We start from the raw sequence: 16,481 nt of genomic DNA on the forward strand, positions 1-16,481 counted from the left end.
GTATGGCCAACGCCGTCTTTCACGGCGGGCGGCTGGCGGCGGCGCGGGCGGATCATCCGTCCGCGCCGGAGCCCTGGCTCGATCTGTCGACGGGGATCAATCCCGACGGATGGCGCGGCGTTCGCGCCCCGACCACGGCCCTGACGGTCCTGCCCGACCCGGTGGAGACGGCGGCGCTGGAGGCGGCTGCGGCCCGGGCCTTCGGCTGTGAGCCCGAACAGGTCGCGGCCGTGCCGGGGGCGGAGGCGGGGCTGAGGCTGTTGCCCGGCCTGCTGGACGTGGCGCGGGTGGCCATCGCGGCCCCGACCTACGGCAGCCATGCCGACGCCTGGCGACAGGCGCGGGCCGAGACGACCGAGGTGGAGCGGGCCATGCTGTTCCAGCAGCCGACCGACGCCCTGGTCGTGGTCAATCCGAACAATCCGGACGGGGCGATGACGCCGGGCGCCGAACTGGTCGCGGCGGCCGGGCGGCGTTGGCTGGTGATCGATGAGTCCTTCATCGACACCGATCCGGCGATGAGCGCCATTCCGCATCTGACCGAGCGGACGGTGGTGTTGCGGTCGTTCGGCAAATTCTACGGCCTGCCGGGACTGCGGCTGGGCTTTGTGGTCGGCAGTCCCACGTTGGCGCGGCGGGTGCGTGAGCGGACCGGCGACTGGCCGGTCAGCGGCGACGCCATCGCCATGGGGCGGGTCGCCTATGCCGACGACGCCTGGGCGGTGAAGACGCGCGCGGCCCTGGTCTGGGATGCGGAACGGCTCGACGCGAAACTGACCGCGGCCGGGTTCGAGATCGTGGGCGGGACCAGCCTGTTCCGGCTGGCGCGCTGCGAGGATGCGAAGGGGCGGGCGTACCGGCTGGCGGAGCAGGGGGTTCTGGTGCGAACCTTCCCCCACGATCCGGGCCTGATCCGTTTCGGCCTGCCGGGAAAAAGGAATTGGCGGCGGCTGAAGGCCGCTCTGGAGATATCGCGATGACCGATCAGACCGACGCAGAACACGCTGAGGCGATGAAGGCCCTGCAGGCCGAGCGTCGTGAGCTGATGCGCTCCAAGACCGAGGAGCGCGGCCTGCTGATCGTCAATACGGGCGACGGCAAGGGCAAGTCGACGGCCGGCTTCGGCATGGTCGCCCGCGCCCTCGGCTGGGGCCAGAAGGTCGGCATCGTCCAGTATATCAAGGGCAAGTGGATCACCGGCGAGCGGCAGTTCTTCCGCAAATTCCCCGATCAGGTCCGCTATGAGGTCATGGGCGAGGGCTTCACCTGGGACACCCAGGATCGGGCGCGCGACATCGCGGCGGCCGAGGCGGCCTGGGCGACCTCGCTGGAGATGATCGCGGATCCGACGCTGGATCTGGTGCTGCTGGATGAGCTGAACATCGCCCTGCGCTACGACTATCTGGACATCCATGCGGTGGTCGCCGGACTGGTCGCGCGGCCGGAGGGCAAGCATGTCTGCGTCACCGGCCGCAACGCCAAGCCGGAGCTGCTGGCCGTCGCCGATCTGGTCACCGAGATGACCCTGGTGAAGCATCCGTTCGAACAGGGCGTGAAGGCCCAGCGGGGGATCGACTTCTGATGACGATCGACCGGAGGGCGGTGATGGCGGCGGGCGGACTGGCGATGCTGGCCGGCTGCAGGGTCGCGCCGCCGATGTCGGTGACGGGGCCTGGCAGCGGGCGTCCGCAGCGGATCGTGTCGCTCAATCCGTGTCTCGACGTCATCCTGATCCACGTCGCCGACCGGTCGCAGATCGCTGCGCTGAGCCACTATGCGCGCGACGACTACGGCTCGACCTTCGCGCCCGTTGCGCGGACCCTGCCGTTTACATACGAGACGGCCGAGGAGGTGATCGCCCTTCGGCCCGATCTGGTGATGACGGGACGGCACTCCTCGCTGGCGACGCGCAATGCGCTGGACCGGCTGAAGATCCCCACCGCCCTGTTCGGCGTGCCCGAGACGGTCGCGGAAAGTCTGGAGCAGGTGCGCGAGGTCGCCGCGAAGGTCGGCCATCCGGAGCGGGGCGAGGCCCTGGTCGCGCGCATCGAGGCCGCGCTGGCAGAGGCCGCGCCGAAGCCGGGGACGCCGCGGCTGTCGGCCCTTGTCTTCATGCCCGGCGGCTTCGCCTCGGGGCCGGGCACATTGATGGACGAGATGATGCGGCGGATGGGGCTGGACAACGCCGCGACGAAATACGGGCTGACGCGCTCGATGAATGTGCCGCTGGAGCGGGTCATCGCCGATCCGCCGGACCTGCTGATGTCGGGCGAGCCCTATCCCGGCGCTCCGAGCTGGGCCATGCGCGTCATGACCCATCCGGCGCTCAGTCACGTCGCCGGCCATATGCAGCGCGCGACCTTCCCCGAAAAGCTGCTGTTCTGCGGCGGCCCGGTGCTGATCCAGACCGCCGCCGCCCTGTCGCGGGCGCGGGAAAACGCATTGAAAGGTCGAGCATGAAACCGGTCAGCCGACCTCTTCTCTATGCGGGGCTGATCGCCCTGCTGCTGCTGCTCTCGGGGCTCAGCCTGATCTCGGGCAAGGTCTGGGTGCCGTTCAGCGCCTGGACGCAGCCGGACCTCGATCCGCGCTGGGCCATCGTCTTCGAGCTGCGGCTGCCGCGCACCCTGCTGGGTCTCGCCGTGGGCGCCGCGCTGGGGCTCTCGGGTGCGGTGCTGCAGGGCTATACGCGCAATCCGCTGGCCGATCCGGGCGTGCTCGGTGTCTCGGCCATGGCGGCGCTGGGGGCGGTCCTGACCCTCTACTACGGCGTGACCGCCGTGGCGCCCTGGGCCCTGCCGGTCGCGGCGATCAGCGGGGCGCTGATCGGGGTGGCGATCCTGATGCTGTTGTCGGGCTCGGCCTCCAGTCTGGTGACCTTCGTCCTCGCGGGGGCGATCCTGAACATCCTGTCGAGCGCGGGGGTGTCGCTGGCCCTGTCGCTGGCCCCCAACCCCTGGGCGGTGAACGAGATCGTCGACTGGCTGATGGGATCGCTGGCCGACCGCAGCTTCGAGGAGGTGAAGATGGCGCTGCCCTTCATCATCGCCGGCTGCGGCCTGTTGCTGACCACGGGCCGGGCTCTGGACGCCTTGACGCTCGGCGAGACCGGCGCGCGGTCCCTGGGCGTCTCCATGCCCGTGACGCGCTGGAGCATCGCGCTGGGCGTCGGTCTCGCCGCCGGAGCCAGCGTCGCGGTGACCGGAGTGATCGGCTTCGTCGGACTGGTGACGCCACACCTGCTGCGCCCGCTGGTCGGGGCGAGGCCGGGCGCCCTGCTGGTCCCGAGCATCCTCGGTGGGGCGGTGATCGTCCTGGCCGGCGACGTGCTGGTGCGGCTGACCCCGGCGGCGGGGGAGGTCAAGCTGGGCGTGGCCATGGCGGCGCTGGGCGCGCCCTTCTTCCTGGCCCTGCTGCTGCGTCTGCGGAGGACGATCGCATGAGCCTCTTGTCCTGTTCCCGTCTCGGCGTCGCCATCGGTGGCAAGACCATCCTGTCGGACGTGTCCCTGATGATCGAGGTCGGCACGGTGACGGCCGTCGTCGGGCCCAATGGCGCCGGCAAGTCGACCCTGCTGTCCTGCCTCGCCGGCCTGAGAACGCCGTCGGCGGGGTCGGTCATGCTGGACGACGCGGCCCTGTCTGAGATGAAACCGCGCGACCGCGCCCGGCGCCTGGCCTTCCTGCCGCAGACGCCCGAGATCGCCTGGTCGGTCGAGGCCCGGACCCTGATCGAGCTGGGGCGCACCCCCTTCATCGGCGCCCGGGGCCAGACGGCGGAGGACGGCGCGGCCGTCGATCGGGCCATGAAGGCGGCCAATGTCGAGGCCTTCGAACACCGCATCGTCGACACCCTGTCAGGGGGCGAGCGGGCCCGGGTCCTGATCGCCCGGGGTCTGGCCGGAGAGCCGGAATGGCTGCTGGCCGATGAGCCCCTGACCGGCCTTGACCCGGCGCATCAGCTGGACGCCGCCGCCCTGTTCCGCCGTCTGGCCGACAGCGGGGTGGGGGTGGTGGTGACCCTGCATGACCTGTCGATGGCCCTGCGCATGGCCGACCGGATCATCGTTCTGGCCGAGGGGGGCGTTCTGGCCGACGAACCGCCCGCCACGGCCCTGACGCCCGAGGTGCTCAGGCGCGCCTATGGCGTCGAGGCGACGGTGACCAAAGGCCCCGGCGGCCCGCTGATCGATGTGATCCGGCGTGCCTAGGGCGCGCGCGCCCTTCGCCCATGCCTCCCTGACCCTCGCCGCGCTCGCCGTCGAGGCGGTGGTCGGTTACCCGGACCGTGTGCATCGCCGTCTGCCGCATCCGGTGGTCGGGCTCGGCGCCCTGATCAATGCTGGCGAGCGGCGTCTGAACCGGCCCGAACGTTCGCGACGGACGCGGCGTCTCTCGGGCGTGGCGACCGTGGCGGCGACGGCGGCCGTCGCGGCTCTGGCGGGGCTGGCGGCGTCGCACCTGCCTGGACCGGCGCCGGCTTTGGCAGCCACTCTCGGTCTCGCGCAGCGCAGTCTCTACGATCACGTCGCCGCGGTGGCCCGGGCGCTGGAGGCGGACGACCTGCCCGCCGCCCGGAACGCCGTCGGGATGATCGTCGGGCGCGACACGGCGGGTCTGGACGCGTCAGGCATCGCGACGGCGGCCATCGAGAGCCTGGCCGAAAGCTTCAATGACGGGGTCGTGGCCCCGGCCTTCTGGCTGGCGCTGGCGGGGCTGCCCGGCCTCTACGCCTATAAGGCGGTCAATACGGCGGACAGTCTGATCGGTCATCGCGAACCCCGCTGGAAGGATTTTGGTTGGGCGGCCGCCCGCACCGACGACCTCATGAACCTCGCGCCCGCGCGGCTGGCCGGCGCCCTGATCAGCCTCGCCGGCGGCGGCGGCTGGAAAGTCATGCTGCGGGACGCCCGTCATCACGCCTCGCCCAATGCCGGGTGGCCCGAGGCCGCCATGGCCGGAGCCCTGGGCGTCCGACTTGGCGGCGCGGTTCATTACGATGGGGTCTTGACTGAACGACCCGTGTTCGGCGAAGGCCTGCCCCCCACCGTCGCGGATCTGAGGCGCGCCTTGAACATCTATGTCCGCGCCTGCGCCCTGCTGGCCGCCGCCGTCGCTTTGGGAGGTCGCTCATGGCGGCGCTGATGATCCAGGGCTGCGGCTCGGACGTGGGCAAGTCGGTGCTGGTCGCGGGCCTGTGCCGGTTGTTCACCAACCGGGGCTACACGGTTCGCCCGTTCAAGCCGCAGAATATGAGCAACAACGCCGCGGTCACCGAGCCGGACGAGGCCGGCCGTCGTGGCGAGATCGGACGCGCCCAGGCCCTGCAGGCCATCGCCTGCCGGACGCCCCTGACTGTTCACATGAACCCGGTCCTGCTGAAGCCACAGAGCGACGTCGGCGCCCAGCTGGTGGTTCGGGGTCAGGTCGAGGCCAGCTATCAGGCGATGGCTTATCAGGATCGCAAGGCGGCCTTGCTGGATGTGGTTCTCGACAGCTTCTGGAGGCTGGAAGACGAAGCCGATCTGGTTCTGGTCGAGGGGGCGGGCAGTCCGGCCGAGATCAATCTGCGCAAGGGCGACATCGCCAATATGGGCTTCGCCCTGGCCGCCGAGGTGCCGGTCGTTCTGGTCGGCGACATCGACCGGGGCCATGTCATCGCGTCGCTCGTCGGGGCCAAGGTGGTGCTGGACGAGGCCGACGCGATCAAGGGGTTCATTATCAACAAGTTCCGGGGCGACCCGAAACTGTTCGACTGCGGCCGCCACGAGATCGTCAAACGCACGGGCTGGCCGGACATGGGGTTGGTGCCTTGGCTGGCGGCGGCGCGGCGTCTGCCGGCGGAGGACGCCGTGGTGCTGGGCGAGGCGTCGGACCGGGCGGAGCGGCGGGTGAAGATCGCCGTCCCGATCCTTCGCCACATCGCCAATTTCGACGACTTCGATCCCTTGCAGACAGAGCCGTCGGTGAACCTGGTCTATGTGCCTCCGGGGCTGCCGCTGCCGGGCGACGCGGATCTGATCATCGTGCCGGGCTCCAAGGCGACCCTGTCGGATCTGGCCTTCATGCGGGCCCAGGGCTGGGACATCGACATCAAGGCCCATGTGCGTCGCGGCGGGCGGGTTCTGGGCGTCTGCGGCGGCTTCCAGATGCTGGGCCGCACGGTCGCGGATCCGGACGGGATCGAGGGCGAGGCGGGGTCGGCCGAGGGGCTGGGGCTGCTGGACGTTGACACGGTCCTGACCGGCGACAAGGTGCTGGAGCCTTGCCGGGGGCGCACCCTCGTCGGCGACGGCGCCTATGAGGGGTTCGAGATGCATATCGGCCGCACGACCGGCGACGGGCTGCAACGCCCCATGTTGCTGCGCGAGGACGGGATCGGCGAGGGCGCCGTCTCGGCCGACGGGCGGGTCTGGGGCTGCTATGTCCATCGGCTGTTCGACAAGGGCGAGGCGCGCGCCGCCCTGCTGGCCGAACTGGGCGCGGCCTCCGAGGCCATCGACCACCAGGTCTGTGTCGATGCGGCACTGGACGAGATCGCCGACGCGCTGGAAACCCATCTCGACATCGCGGCCCTGGCGAAGCTGGCGGGACTGAAGGACTTCAAGTTGTGATCATTGAGGCGGCGCTTCGCGCGCATCTGGACGCCCAGGCCCGGCCGCCGGGGTCCTTGGGACGGATCGAGGATCTGGCCGTCCGGCTGGCCCTGATCCAGCAGAGCGCGACGCCGGGTGCGAACGCTGCGACCCTGCTGGTCTTCGCCGGCGACCACGGCCTGACCGAGGACGGGGTGTCGCGCTATCCGTCGGCGGTGACCCAGGCGATGGTCGCGACGCTGCTGGCGGGCAAGGCCACGGCCAACGCCTTCGCCCGCGCCGTCGGGGCCGAGGTCGTGATCGTCGACGCGGGGGTGGACGCGGATCTGCCCGCCCACCCGACCCTGATCGACGCCAAGGTTCGCAAGGGCACGCGCAACGCCGCCCGCGAACCGGCGATGACGCTCGACGAGGTCGAGCTGGCATTGCGCCGCGGCGCCGAACAGGCCGCCGCCGCGATCGCGCGCGGGGCGGAGGTCATTGCACTGGGCGAGATGGGGATCGGCAACAGCGCCTCGGCGGCCCTGTTGATGCACCGTCTGGCGGCCCTGCCGCTGGCGGACTGCGTCGGCGTTGGGGCGGGCCATGACGCCGCCGGTCTGGCGCACAAGCTGGCCGTTCTGACCCGGGCCGCCGAGCGTTCTAATGCGACGGATCCGCTGGAGGTGCTGCGCCAGTTCGGCGGGCTGGAGATCGCCATGATGGCGGGGGCGATCCATGGGGCGGCGGACCGCAAGACGCCGGTGGTGGTCGACGGCTTCATCTGCACGGCCGCCGCGCTCGTCGCGATCCGGCTGCGGCCCGAGGTTCGCGACGCCTGCCTGTTCGCCCATCGCTCGGCCGAGGCCGGGCACGACCGGATGCTGAAGGCGTTGGGCGCCGAGCCCCTGCTGGATCTGGGGCTGAGGCTGGGGGAGGGGACCGGCGGGCTTCTGGCCCTGCCCCTGCTGCGCGCCGCCTGCGCCCTGTTGGCCGAGGTGGCCAGTCTGGACGACGTTCTGGCCGGGCGGATCTGAGATGCCGCGCCAGCTGGCCCTGTTCCTGACGGCGGTGCAATTTCTGACGCGCGTTCCCGTGCCGGGGTTGAGGGGCTTCCAGCCGGACTGGATGGCGCGATCGGCGCGCTATTTCCCTCTGGTCGGGGGGCTGGTGGGGCTGGCGTCCGGCGGGGTGCTGCTCGCGGCGGCGCAGGTCTGGGGCGGCGTCCTGCCCGCCCTGCTGGCGACGGCGGCGGGCATTCTGGTCACCGGCGCCTTTCACGAGGATGGTCTGGCCGACACCGCCGACGGGCTGGGCGGTGGACAGACGCCGGAGCGCCGTCTGGAGATCATGAAGGACAGCCGCCTCGGAACCTTCGGGGTGCTCGCGCTCGGGCTGGCCCTGGCGATGAAGGTGGCGGCTCTGGCCCAGATTCCGGTCGCGACGGTGGTCTTCGCCTTGGTTGCGGCCCATGCCGGAGGACGCGGGGCGGCGGTGCTGGTCATGCGAGTGCTGCCCTATGCCGGAGATCGGGCGGCGGCCAAGGTCAAGCCTGTCGCGGACGGGGTCACCACGGCTGAGGTCGCCATCGGCCTGGCGTTCGTCGCGCTGGCCATGGTTCCGGCGCTGCTGTCGGCGCCCGTGGCGACGGCGGAGGGGCTGGCCGGAGGCGCGGTTGCAGCGACCGTCATGGCGCTGACCGCCCGGCGGCTGATCGGCGGCTGGGTCGGGGATACGCTGGGAGCGACAGAGCAGGCGTTCGAGATCGGGTTTCTGGTGGTCTTCGCGGGGCTGGCCGCAGGATGATCGTCGTCGCGCCCCTGCATGAGGTCGAACAGGCGATGCGGATCTGGCGGCCGTCGCATGTCGTGGGCCTGGCCTCGCCGGGGGCGGAGACGGCGCGCTTTCCCGCCAGTGTCGCGCGGCTGCAGCTGACCTTCCATGACATCGACGGGCCGCGGGACGGGCTTCAGCCGGTGACGGAGGCGGACGTGGGACAGCTGCTGGCCTTCGCGGGCGCCTGGCCGCGAACCGCGCCCCTGCTGATCCAGTGCTGGGCGGGGGTCAGCCGATCGCCGGCGGCGGCCTATGCGGTCGCCTGTGCGATCCGGGCGCCGGGCGAGGAAGTCGCGCTGGCGAAGGCGCTGAGGCTGGCGGCGCCGTTCGCGACGCCCAATCCGTTACTGGTCGCCTTGGCCGATGCGGCGTTGGGACGAAGGGGGCGGATGATCGAGGCGATCGCCGCCATCGGCCGGGGGGCGGAGACTTCGACCGGTGCGACCTTTACCCTGACCTGACGCAAGGGGGCTAGCGCCAGAGCCGGCCACGCGGCGCGGGGGACAGGATCTCCAGCTCGTCGATGAAGTCGGCGTGGCTGGGCAGGGTGTCGAGGGCGCCGGGCAGTTCGGCCAGATGGGCGGCCTCGGCGGACAGGGCGCGCACCTCTTCCGATCGGCCAAGACCCTGACGCGCCAGAGCCCGGGCGCGGGAGCGGATCAGGGCGAGGGCCGCATTAGGCCAGCGCCCCTCCAGCCGCCCGGCCCAGAGCGCCGTGTCCTCGGCCGTGGCGTGGAGCTCGTCGGCGCGGGCTAGGACCATGGCCGCCGCCTCTCGCAGGGCCGGCCAGTTGATCAGGAACCGGAGGCCGGTCGTGGCGTCGAACCAGCCGGCGGCGAAGGCCAGGGCGCGGTCGATGGCCTCAACGTCGTCGAAGTCCGCCAGCCGGGTGATGTGGGCGCGCAGATGGGCCTCCGACAGGGTGCGTTCGAAGGCGATCCAGCGGGCGGTCTGGGCGTCCTCGGGGCGACCCTCGGCGTCCAGCACCGCGATCTCTGCGGCTTCCCAGAGCGGCGAAGGCTCGGGCTCGGCGGGCGTCTTGATGCGCAGGCCGAGACGCGACGGAGCGGGCGCGCGCGGCTTCGAGGCGTCCAGTGCGGCGCGGGCCTCGACCGGGCGTCCGGCCTCGGCGAGGCGTCGGGCGATCTCGGCGCCGACGTCGGGCTTGAGACGGTCCTCGTCGGAGAAGGCGGCGGCCCAGGCCTCGACGTCGCCGGCCCGGTCTGCGAGCTTGCGCACCACCAGGGCCCGACGCCCGGTCGGTCGCGGGCGGCCGTCGGTCAGGGCCTTCAGGATGCCGGAGGCCAGGGCCTCGCTCATCGCCGGCGCCGCGCGGCCGACCCAGCCGCCCCAGTCGGACAGCCGGGTCTCGACCGCCTCGGCCAGGATGGGCACCGCCTCGGCGCCGACGGCGGAGGCAATGCTCGCCAGATCGGGGGCGGCATCGAAGAACAAGGCCGACAGCTCGCCCTTGGGATCCTTCACCCGCGTCGCCAGACCCGGATAAAGGTCGAACCAGCTCACCAGACGGTCCAGCGCCAGCCGTCCGTCCATCGGCGCCAGACGGTCGACGATCATGCGCCGGTGCGCCTGAAGGTCGGCGACGAGTTCGGGGCGTTTGCGCCAGGAGACCCGGGTGTTCGAGGCCTCAAGGGCCGTCAGCCGCTTGTCGATCTCCAGCGCCAGATCGGGCGCTCCGACCGCGGCGGCCAGTTCCAGCTTGAGCACCCGTTTCAGATTGGCGTCGCCGACCGTCGCCTCGATCAGCAGTTCGGCCAGCACATCGGCGCCGAGAGCCGAAAGGTTGGCGGCCGACAGGGTCTTCCGGCGGGCGGGAGACGGGGCAGTCGGAGCGGCGCGTGAGGAAACAGGGCGTTTGGCCATCCCTCTCATGAGGGGATTCGCGAGGCCCCCGTCAACCGGTCAGGTCAGGCCGAGGCTCATCCGTACGAGCGCCGACAGATTGGCCGCCTCCATCTTGCTCATGACCTTGGCGCGGAAGATCTCCACGGTCCGCGGGCTGATGTCGAGCTGGGCCGCGATCTCCTTGTTCGACAGGCCGCCGGCGAGGGCCTCGAACACCTGACGCTCGCGCGCGGTCAGCTGGGACAGCCGACGGTCGATGTCGGCGCGCCGCTCCAGACTGGCGCCGACCTCCTGCACCCGGCGGATACAGCCCTTCAGCGTCTCGACGAGGCGGTGCGGCTCGAAGGGCTTTTCGATGAAATCGGTGACCCCGGCCTTCATCAGCTCGACGGCGGAGGAGACGTCGGCGTGGCCGGTGATGACCACGATGGGCCAGGCCTCGCCGCGCAGCTCGACCAGTTTGCGCACCACCTCGAAGCCGTCGGCGCCGGGCATCCTCAGGTCGGTGACCACACAGGCCACCGGATCGTTGGGCAGGTTGTCGAGAAACTCCTCGCCGTTGGCGAAACCCCGGGCCCGCATCCCTTCGGAGCGAAGCAGCAGGACCAGGGAGTCCCTTACGGCGAAGTCGTCCTCGACGACAAAAACGGACACCGTCACTGGATCGGTTCCTCCTTCGCTCGGCTCAGACTGAACGTGAACGCAGCCCCGCCCATGGCGCTGCGGCCGACGGTCAGCGACCCGCCGTGATTTTCGACAATGGTGCGGGTGACCGAGAGGCCGAGGCCCATGCCGTCCGATTTGGTGGTCATCAGGGGCTCGAACATGCGCTCGACCTGATCCGCGGGGACGCCGGGGCCGCTGTCCTCGACCCGGACCTCGTAGAAGTCGGGGCAGGTGGGGCGGCCGATCAGCCGGACCTCGCGCCGTTCGCGGTCGGCGACGGCCTCCACCGCGTTGCGGACCAGGTTGACGATGGCCTGCTGGAACTGGATCCGGTCGGCCATGACCCGGTCCTCGATATTGTCGACGTCGATCTGGATGCTGGCGTCGGAGGCCGGGCCCAGCAGCTGGATGATCGGGCCCAGGTCGTCGATCATCGAGGACATCCGCTCGGGCTCCAGCGGCTGGGTCTCGACCGTCAGAAGCTCACGCGCCCGGCGGATAATGGCGCCGGCGCGCAGCACCTGGCTCTTGGCCAGTTCGACCGTGCGGCTGGCGCTGTCGGCGATGATGCCTGCGCGGCCCAGATCGACCTGGCTGGCCTGGAGGTAGCTGGCCGCGGCCGTCAGGGGCTGGTTCAGCTCGTGCGACAGGATGGCGGCCATCTCGCCGAGGGAGTTCATTCGCCAGACCTGGTTCAGCTGATCGCTGAGTTCCTGGCTCCTCAGTTCGGCCGAATGCCACAGGCTGAGATCGGTCAGGGTCAGGATCGCTTCCGAGGTCTTGGGGTCGCCGGTGACGAAGGCGAGCTGGATACCCAGGGGAAAGACGTCGCCGTCAGCCCGGCGCCCCAGCCAGTATTGATCAGCTGAATACTCGCCGGGCGGCGAGGATCTGATGATTCCGGCGTCGAAGAACTCGACAAACTCCTGAAACGGTCGGCCCACGGCCTCGCGTTCGGCGACCCGGAACAGGGCGCAGGCCGGCTGGCTGATGGCCAGGATGACCGATCGGGAGTCCAGGGTCACCACCGGCGCCGAAGCCAACATGGCGTGTATGGTGGCGTTTCGCGTGTTGAGCTGGCTTTTCAGCTCCAGGGAACGCTCTTTCAGGGAGCGACGGGCGCGGCCGATCTCTCCGATCGCGGCGCCGACCAGGGCGAAGAGCAGGGCGTTGACCACCGCGTCAACGATGCTTTCCCGCGAGACGAGAACCACGTTGGCGGCGATCGACAGGGCGATGGCGAGGGCGGTCGCCCGTCGCGACGCCAGCATCGCCGGCAACATCACGGCGGGGATGAGCGGCAGATAATAGAACTTGCCGAAGGCCTCGAGACCCAGTCGAGCCAGAAGCGCGAGCCCGACAGCGACGATGGCGAGGGCATAGCCGTTCGGCCCTCTGGAAGCCCAGTTCGAGATCGCAGCGATGCGCGCCATGAATGGTGGCGAATCTGTGGCGGAATTCACTTGGGCGACGCTCGGCACGGCCTGTTTTCTTGCCCCTTACCCTATCCGTTCGTAGCATCGTGTTCGTTAAGGGTAAATACGTAAGCAAAACACCCTAATCCGAAAGTTACGACCGCTTCGCACCTGCACATTATCGGTGGTCTCCTGACGGAGGGCCTGACGATGACTGACGCTGTGCGCATACTGGTGGTGGATGACTCTCCGGCTATCAGACAGGTGCTGGGCGGCATTCTTCGCGCGGCCGGTTGTGAGGTCGTCGTCGCGGAGGGGGCAAGGGCCGCGCTGCGCTGTCTCCGGGCGTTCGAGCCCGATGTCATCCTGACTGATTTCAACATGCCACGCCTGAACGGAGAGGCCTTCGTCAGGCTGATCAGGCGCGATCCCAAACGGCTCCATCTACCGGTCTTCGTGGTCTCCAGCGAGGACGATCCGGGCATTCAGGAGCGGATGGAAGCCGCCGGCGCCGACGCCTGGTTCGACAAACCGGTCGATGTTCAGGGCCTGGTCCGGACGATCAGGGCGGCCCTCTCGGCGCCCAGCGCTGACACCGGTTCCCGCCGCCAGCGGCGGCCCTCCGCAGGTCTCGAAGCCGCGGCCTGAGGGCCGGTAAGTATTTTTACGTAGAGGGCGATTTACGAAGAATATTAGCCCTTTGCCTCAACCTTAACGACAACGGCGACTGCCAGAACGGCGAAACATGACCAAAGTTATACTGAAGAACACTGTGATGCGAATCGCCTTGGGCGGTATTTCCGGCGTCCTCGGCGCGATGATGCTGGCCGGAGCGGCCCAGGCTGCAGACCCGGTCTCGATCCAGCTGGGCGTCGCCAGCCAGTATCTCGGCAAGGGCGTCGGCAAGAGCAACGACCAGACCAGCTATTCGGGCTCGATCGAGGTCAATCACAACGGCTTCTACGGCAGCCTGTTCGCCGCGACGGCTGAACTGTCGCAGGGCGCGGACGCCGAAGTCCTGACCACCATCGGCTATCGCTGGACCATCTCGGGCGTCGCCTTCGACGCCGCAATCATCAACCGCGACCTGCCCGGCACCCGCAAGGGCGTCGACGCCAACTACACCGAGTACCAGGTCGACGCCTCGCGCAAGTTCGGCCCGGTCTCGACGCGTTTCCGCGTCAACTATACCGCCGACGGCTTCGCCGCGACGCAGGAGGCCTGGTGGGTCGAACTGCAGGGCGGGGTCTCCCTGGATTCCAAAACCAAGGCCACGGCGGCGATCGCCGACCGCACCGCCGACGGCGGGGCCGAATACACGGCCTGGAACCTGGGCGTGAAGCGCAAGCTGAACGACCGGATCGCGGTCGACCTGCGCTGGTACGACACCGACGGCCATGAGTACGGCAACCAGTACGACGGCCGTTTGGTCGCCGCGTTAACCCTTTCTCTCTGATTTGACCTGCATCTAGCCAGTAGGCCGCCTGCCCGCGACCAAACGACCAAGGATCCGTCATGCACCTGAGCAATGTTCCCATCTGCAGGAAGCTCATCCTCGCGTTCGCCGTCGTCCTGACGGCCATCGTCGCCATGGGCGGGACCATCGGCTTCAACCTGATGGAACTGAGGAAGTCCGACCTGCTGCGCACGAGCGGCAATGAGATGGTGCGCGACACCTCGGCGGCCGAGTTCTCGCTGGCGCGTCAGGAAAACAGCTTCCGCGGTTATCTGGTGTCGGGCGACGCCTACTATATCGACCGGATCAACACCCATCGCGCCGCCTTCAAGGCCAAGCTGGAAGAGCTGAAGGGCGCGGGATCGCCCGAGGCGGACGCCAAGATCGACGAAGCCGGCAAGGCGGCGGACGCCTGGTACGACCTGGTGGTCAAGAAGGGGCTGGCTCTTGCGGCCAACCCCGCGACCAAGGCCCAGGCCGAGGCCATGGTCAGCCATGACGGCGAGGCCGACGCGGCCATGGGGCCGGTCGAGGACGCCATCGACGGTCTGAAGACCCTCAACATGGCCGAGCTGGACCGGGCCAAGGCGATCCAGAGCAAGGCCACGACCGTCGCCGAATGGAGCCTCTATATCGGCCTGGCGATGACGATGCTGATCGCTGTCGCCGCCAGCATGGTCCTTTCGCGGGCCATCGCCACGCCGGTCCTCAAGATCGCGGGCTATATGCGCAAGCTGCAGGCCGGCGAAAACAACATCGAAATCCCCGAAGCTCGCCGCAAGGACGAGATCGGCCAGATGGGCGTCGCCGTCCTGGCCTTCCGTGACGCCGCCCTCGACAAGATCCGTCTGGAGCAGGAGGCGCTGGCCAACCGTTCGCAATCCGAGATCGACCGCGCCAACGCCGAGGCCGAGAAGGCCCGTACGGCCGAAGAGGACGCCATCGCTCTCGGCGCCCTGGCCCAGGGCATGGCCGCCATCGCCAACGGCGATCTGACGCACCGCATGACCGCCCAGGTCGCGCCGCGCGCCGAACAGCTGAAGACCGACTTCAACGCGGCCGTGGCCCAGCTGCAGGACGCCATGTCCGTCGTCGTCACCAATGTCGCGGCGATCCGCTCCGGTTCGGGCGAGATCAGCCAGGCCGCCGACGACCTGTCGCGCCGCACGGAACAGCAGGCCGCCTCTCTGGAAGAGACCGCCGCGGCCCTCGATGAGATCACCGCCACCGTCAACCGCACCGCCTCGGGCGCGCGCCAAGCCTCCGACACCGTCCAGGCCGCCAAGGGCGACGCCGAGACCTCGGGCAATGTCGTCCGCGACGCCGTCTCGGCCATGGGCGCGATCGAGAAGTCGGCCCAGGAGATCAGCCAGATCATCGGCGTGATCGACGAAATCGCCTTCCAGACCAACCTGCTGGCCCTGAACGCGGGCGTCGAGGCGGCCCGTGCGGGCGACGCCGGCCGCGGCTTCGCGGTCGTGGCCTCCGAAGTCCGGGCCCTGGCCCAGCGCTCGGCGGAAGCCGCCAAGGAGATCAAGGTTCTGATCTCGGCCTCGACCACCCAGGTCAACACCGGCGTCAACCTGGTCGGCCAGACGGGCGAGGCCCTGCAGCGCATCGTCGGCCGCGTCGCCGAGATCGACGGCCTGGTGTCCGAAATCGCCGCCTCCGCCCAGGAACAGGCGACCGGCCTTCAGCAGGTCAACACCGCCGTCAACCAGATGGACCAGGTCACGCAACAGAACGCCGCCATGGTGGAGCAGTCGACCGCGGCCAGCCACTCGCTGTCGCAGGAGGCTGAAAGCCTGGCCGGTTCGGTCGCGCGCTTCAAGATCGGTTCGCCGACCGGCGGCGTCCGCTCCGCGCCCCATGCCGCCCCGAGAGCCGCGGCTCCGGCGCCCCGCGCCGCGCCGCAGCCGGCTCAACGCCCGGTCGCCCAGATGCGCACCGTCAGCCAGGGCGGAGGCTCCGCCGCCGTCCGTCGGCCCGATCCCGTGGCTTCTGACGACGGTTGGGAGGAGTTCTGATGACGGCTTCCATCGTTCTGCCGCCCGTTCTGGACATCCTGTATGCGGAGCCTCTGCGGACTGATCTGCTGGGCCTTCGCGGCCAGCCCCTCGCCATCGACGCTTCCGCCGTGGAGCGTCTCGGCGGCCTGTGCCTGCAGGTGCTGATCTCGGCGCAGCAGACCTGGGCCCGCGATGGCCAGGGCCTGACCATCGACACCCCATCCGAAGCCTTCGCAACCCAATGGAAGATGTACGGCGCCGCTCTCCAGGCGACCGTTCAGGGAGAGCCCGCGTGACCAAAACCGTCCTTACCATCGACGATTCCCGTACGATGCGTGACATGCTGATGATGGCCCTCGTCGATGCGGGCTATCATGTGATTCAGGCCGTCGACGGCATCGACGGGCTGGAGACGCTGAGCGCCGAGGGCGCCGACGTCATCATCACCGACATCAACATGCCCCGTCTGGACGGCTTCGGCGTCATCGAGGGCGTGCGCGCCGACCCGAACCACCGTCAGACCCCGGTGCTGGTGCTGACCACCGAGAGCGACGCCGCCAAGAAGCAGCGCGCGCGCGACGCCGGCGCGACCGGCTGGATCGTCAAGCCCTTCGACCCGGCCAAGCTGGTCGAAGCCGTTCGCCGGGTGGCCGCCTGAT

18 protein-coding genes are annotated in these 16,481 nt (G+C 69.7%); 15 read left to right on the forward strand and 3 right to left on the reverse strand.

Going from position 1 to position 16,481, the window contains the following annotated elements; translation table 11 throughout:
- Window positions 1-2: 2 nt before the first annotated feature.
- From cobD to AC1ROD_RS04980, 10 genes are read left to right on the forward strand one after another with little or no spacing between them, the layout of a single operon-like run.
- The gene (gene cobD, locus AC1ROD_RS04935) at window positions 3-980 is read left to right on the forward strand and encodes a threonine-phosphate decarboxylase CobD (RefSeq protein WP_492947135.1); all 978 of its coding nucleotides are present in this window, start codon (window positions 3-5) and stop codon (window positions 978-980) included.
- Window positions 977-1,582: a cob(I)yrinic acid a,c-diamide adenosyltransferase gene (gene cobO / locus AC1ROD_RS04940; RefSeq protein ID WP_492947136.1), complete on the forward strand. Its 606-nt coding sequence runs from the start codon at window positions 977-979 to the stop codon at window positions 1,580-1,582. The genes cobD and cobO overlap by 4 nt, the downstream gene beginning before the upstream one ends.
- A complete protein-coding gene (locus AC1ROD_RS04945; RefSeq protein ID WP_492947137.1) occupies window positions 1,582-2,460 on the forward strand; it encodes an ABC transporter substrate-binding protein in 879 nt (292 codons plus the stop codon). The genes cobO and AC1ROD_RS04945 overlap by 1 nt, the downstream gene beginning before the upstream one ends.
- A complete protein-coding gene (locus tag AC1ROD_RS04950; protein ID WP_492947138.1) occupies window positions 2,457-3,443 on the forward strand; it encodes a FecCD family ABC transporter permease in 987 nt (328 codons plus the stop codon). Before AC1ROD_RS04945 ends, AC1ROD_RS04950 begins: the two co-directional genes overlap by 4 nt.
- Entirely contained in the window at window positions 3,440-4,210 is a 771-nt protein-coding gene (locus AC1ROD_RS04955; protein WP_492947139.1) for an ABC transporter ATP-binding protein, read from the forward strand. Before AC1ROD_RS04950 ends, AC1ROD_RS04955 begins: the two co-directional genes overlap by 4 nt.
- Window positions 4,203-5,144 (forward strand): adenosylcobinamide-phosphate synthase CbiB, encoded by a 942-nt coding sequence (gene cbiB, locus AC1ROD_RS04960; RefSeq protein WP_492947140.1) that lies wholly within the window; start codon window positions 4,203-4,205, stop codon window positions 5,142-5,144. Before AC1ROD_RS04955 ends, cbiB begins: the two co-directional genes overlap by 8 nt.
- Entirely contained in the window at window positions 5,132-6,613 is a 1,482-nt protein-coding gene (locus AC1ROD_RS04965) for a cobyric acid synthase (protein ID WP_492947141.1), read from the forward strand. Before cbiB ends, AC1ROD_RS04965 begins: the two co-directional genes overlap by 13 nt.
- Window positions 6,610-7,611 (forward strand): nicotinate-nucleotide--dimethylbenzimidazole phosphoribosyltransferase, encoded by a 1,002-nt coding sequence (gene cobT / locus AC1ROD_RS04970; protein ID WP_492947142.1) that lies wholly within the window; start codon window positions 6,610-6,612, stop codon window positions 7,609-7,611. Before AC1ROD_RS04965 ends, cobT begins: the two co-directional genes overlap by 4 nt.
- 1 nt (window position 7,612) lies before the next feature.
- On the forward strand, window positions 7,613-8,380 hold the full coding sequence (gene cobS / locus AC1ROD_RS04975) for an adenosylcobinamide-GDP ribazoletransferase (protein WP_492947143.1): 768 nt from the start codon (window positions 7,613-7,615) through the stop codon (window positions 8,378-8,380).
- Entirely contained in the window at window positions 8,377-8,871 is a 495-nt protein-coding gene (locus AC1ROD_RS04980; RefSeq protein WP_492947144.1) for a tyrosine phosphatase family protein, read from the forward strand. Before cobS ends, AC1ROD_RS04980 begins: the two co-directional genes overlap by 4 nt.
- Window positions 8,872-8,881: 10 nt before the next feature.
- Here the strand turns inward: AC1ROD_RS04980 and AC1ROD_RS04985 are convergent, their stop codons facing one another.
- The 3 genes from AC1ROD_RS04985 to AC1ROD_RS04995 are packed head-to-tail and all read right to left on the reverse strand — an operon-like array spanning window position 8,882 to window position 12,375.
- Window positions 8,882-10,294: a DUF6880 family protein gene (locus tag AC1ROD_RS04985; RefSeq protein WP_492947145.1), complete on the reverse strand. Its 1,413-nt coding sequence runs from the start codon at window positions 10,292-10,294 to the stop codon at window positions 8,882-8,884.
- Between the two features lie 39 nt (window positions 10,295-10,333).
- Window positions 10,334-10,936, reverse strand: a complete 603-nt coding sequence (locus tag AC1ROD_RS04990; protein WP_492947146.1) for a response regulator transcription factor — start codon at window positions 10,934-10,936, stop codon at window positions 10,334-10,336.
- The gene (locus AC1ROD_RS04995; protein ID WP_492947147.1) at window positions 10,933-12,375 is read right to left on the reverse strand and encodes a sensor histidine kinase; all 1,443 of its coding nucleotides are present in this window, start codon (window positions 12,373-12,375) and stop codon (window positions 10,933-10,935) included. Before AC1ROD_RS04995 ends, AC1ROD_RS04990 begins: the two co-directional genes overlap by 4 nt.
- A 192-nt stretch (window positions 12,376-12,567) precedes the next feature.
- On the opposite strand from AC1ROD_RS04995, the gene AC1ROD_RS05000 reads away from it, so the two are divergent.
- The 5 genes from AC1ROD_RS05000 (at window position 12,568) to AC1ROD_RS05020 (ending at window position 16,480) form a co-directional block, all read left to right on the forward strand.
- Window positions 12,568-13,005 (forward strand): response regulator, encoded by a 438-nt coding sequence (locus AC1ROD_RS05000; protein ID WP_492947148.1) that lies wholly within the window; start codon window positions 12,568-12,570, stop codon window positions 13,003-13,005.
- Window positions 13,006-13,132: 127 nt separating this feature from the next.
- Window positions 13,133-13,813 (forward strand): TorF family putative porin, encoded by a 681-nt coding sequence (locus AC1ROD_RS05005; RefSeq protein WP_492947149.1) that lies wholly within the window; start codon window positions 13,133-13,135, stop codon window positions 13,811-13,813.
- A 59-nt stretch (window positions 13,814-13,872) separates the two neighbouring features.
- Entirely contained in the window at window positions 13,873-15,840 is a 1,968-nt protein-coding gene (locus AC1ROD_RS05010; RefSeq protein ID WP_492947150.1) for a methyl-accepting chemotaxis protein, read from the forward strand.
- Window positions 15,840-16,118 carry an STAS domain-containing protein gene (locus AC1ROD_RS05015; protein ID WP_492947151.1) on the forward strand — a complete coding sequence of 93 codons (279 nt, stop codon included), beginning with the start codon at window positions 15,840-15,842 and terminating at the stop codon, window positions 16,116-16,118. The genes AC1ROD_RS05010 and AC1ROD_RS05015 overlap by 1 nt, the downstream gene beginning before the upstream one ends.
- Window positions 16,115-16,480 (forward strand): response regulator, encoded by a 366-nt coding sequence (locus tag AC1ROD_RS05020; protein WP_207868367.1) that lies wholly within the window; start codon window positions 16,115-16,117, stop codon window positions 16,478-16,480. The genes AC1ROD_RS05015 and AC1ROD_RS05020 overlap by 4 nt, the downstream gene beginning before the upstream one ends.
- Window position 16,481: the final 1 nt, after the last annotated feature.

The sequence above is a fragment of the Brevundimonas sp. GW821-FHT12E07 genome (genome assembly GCF_058807035.1).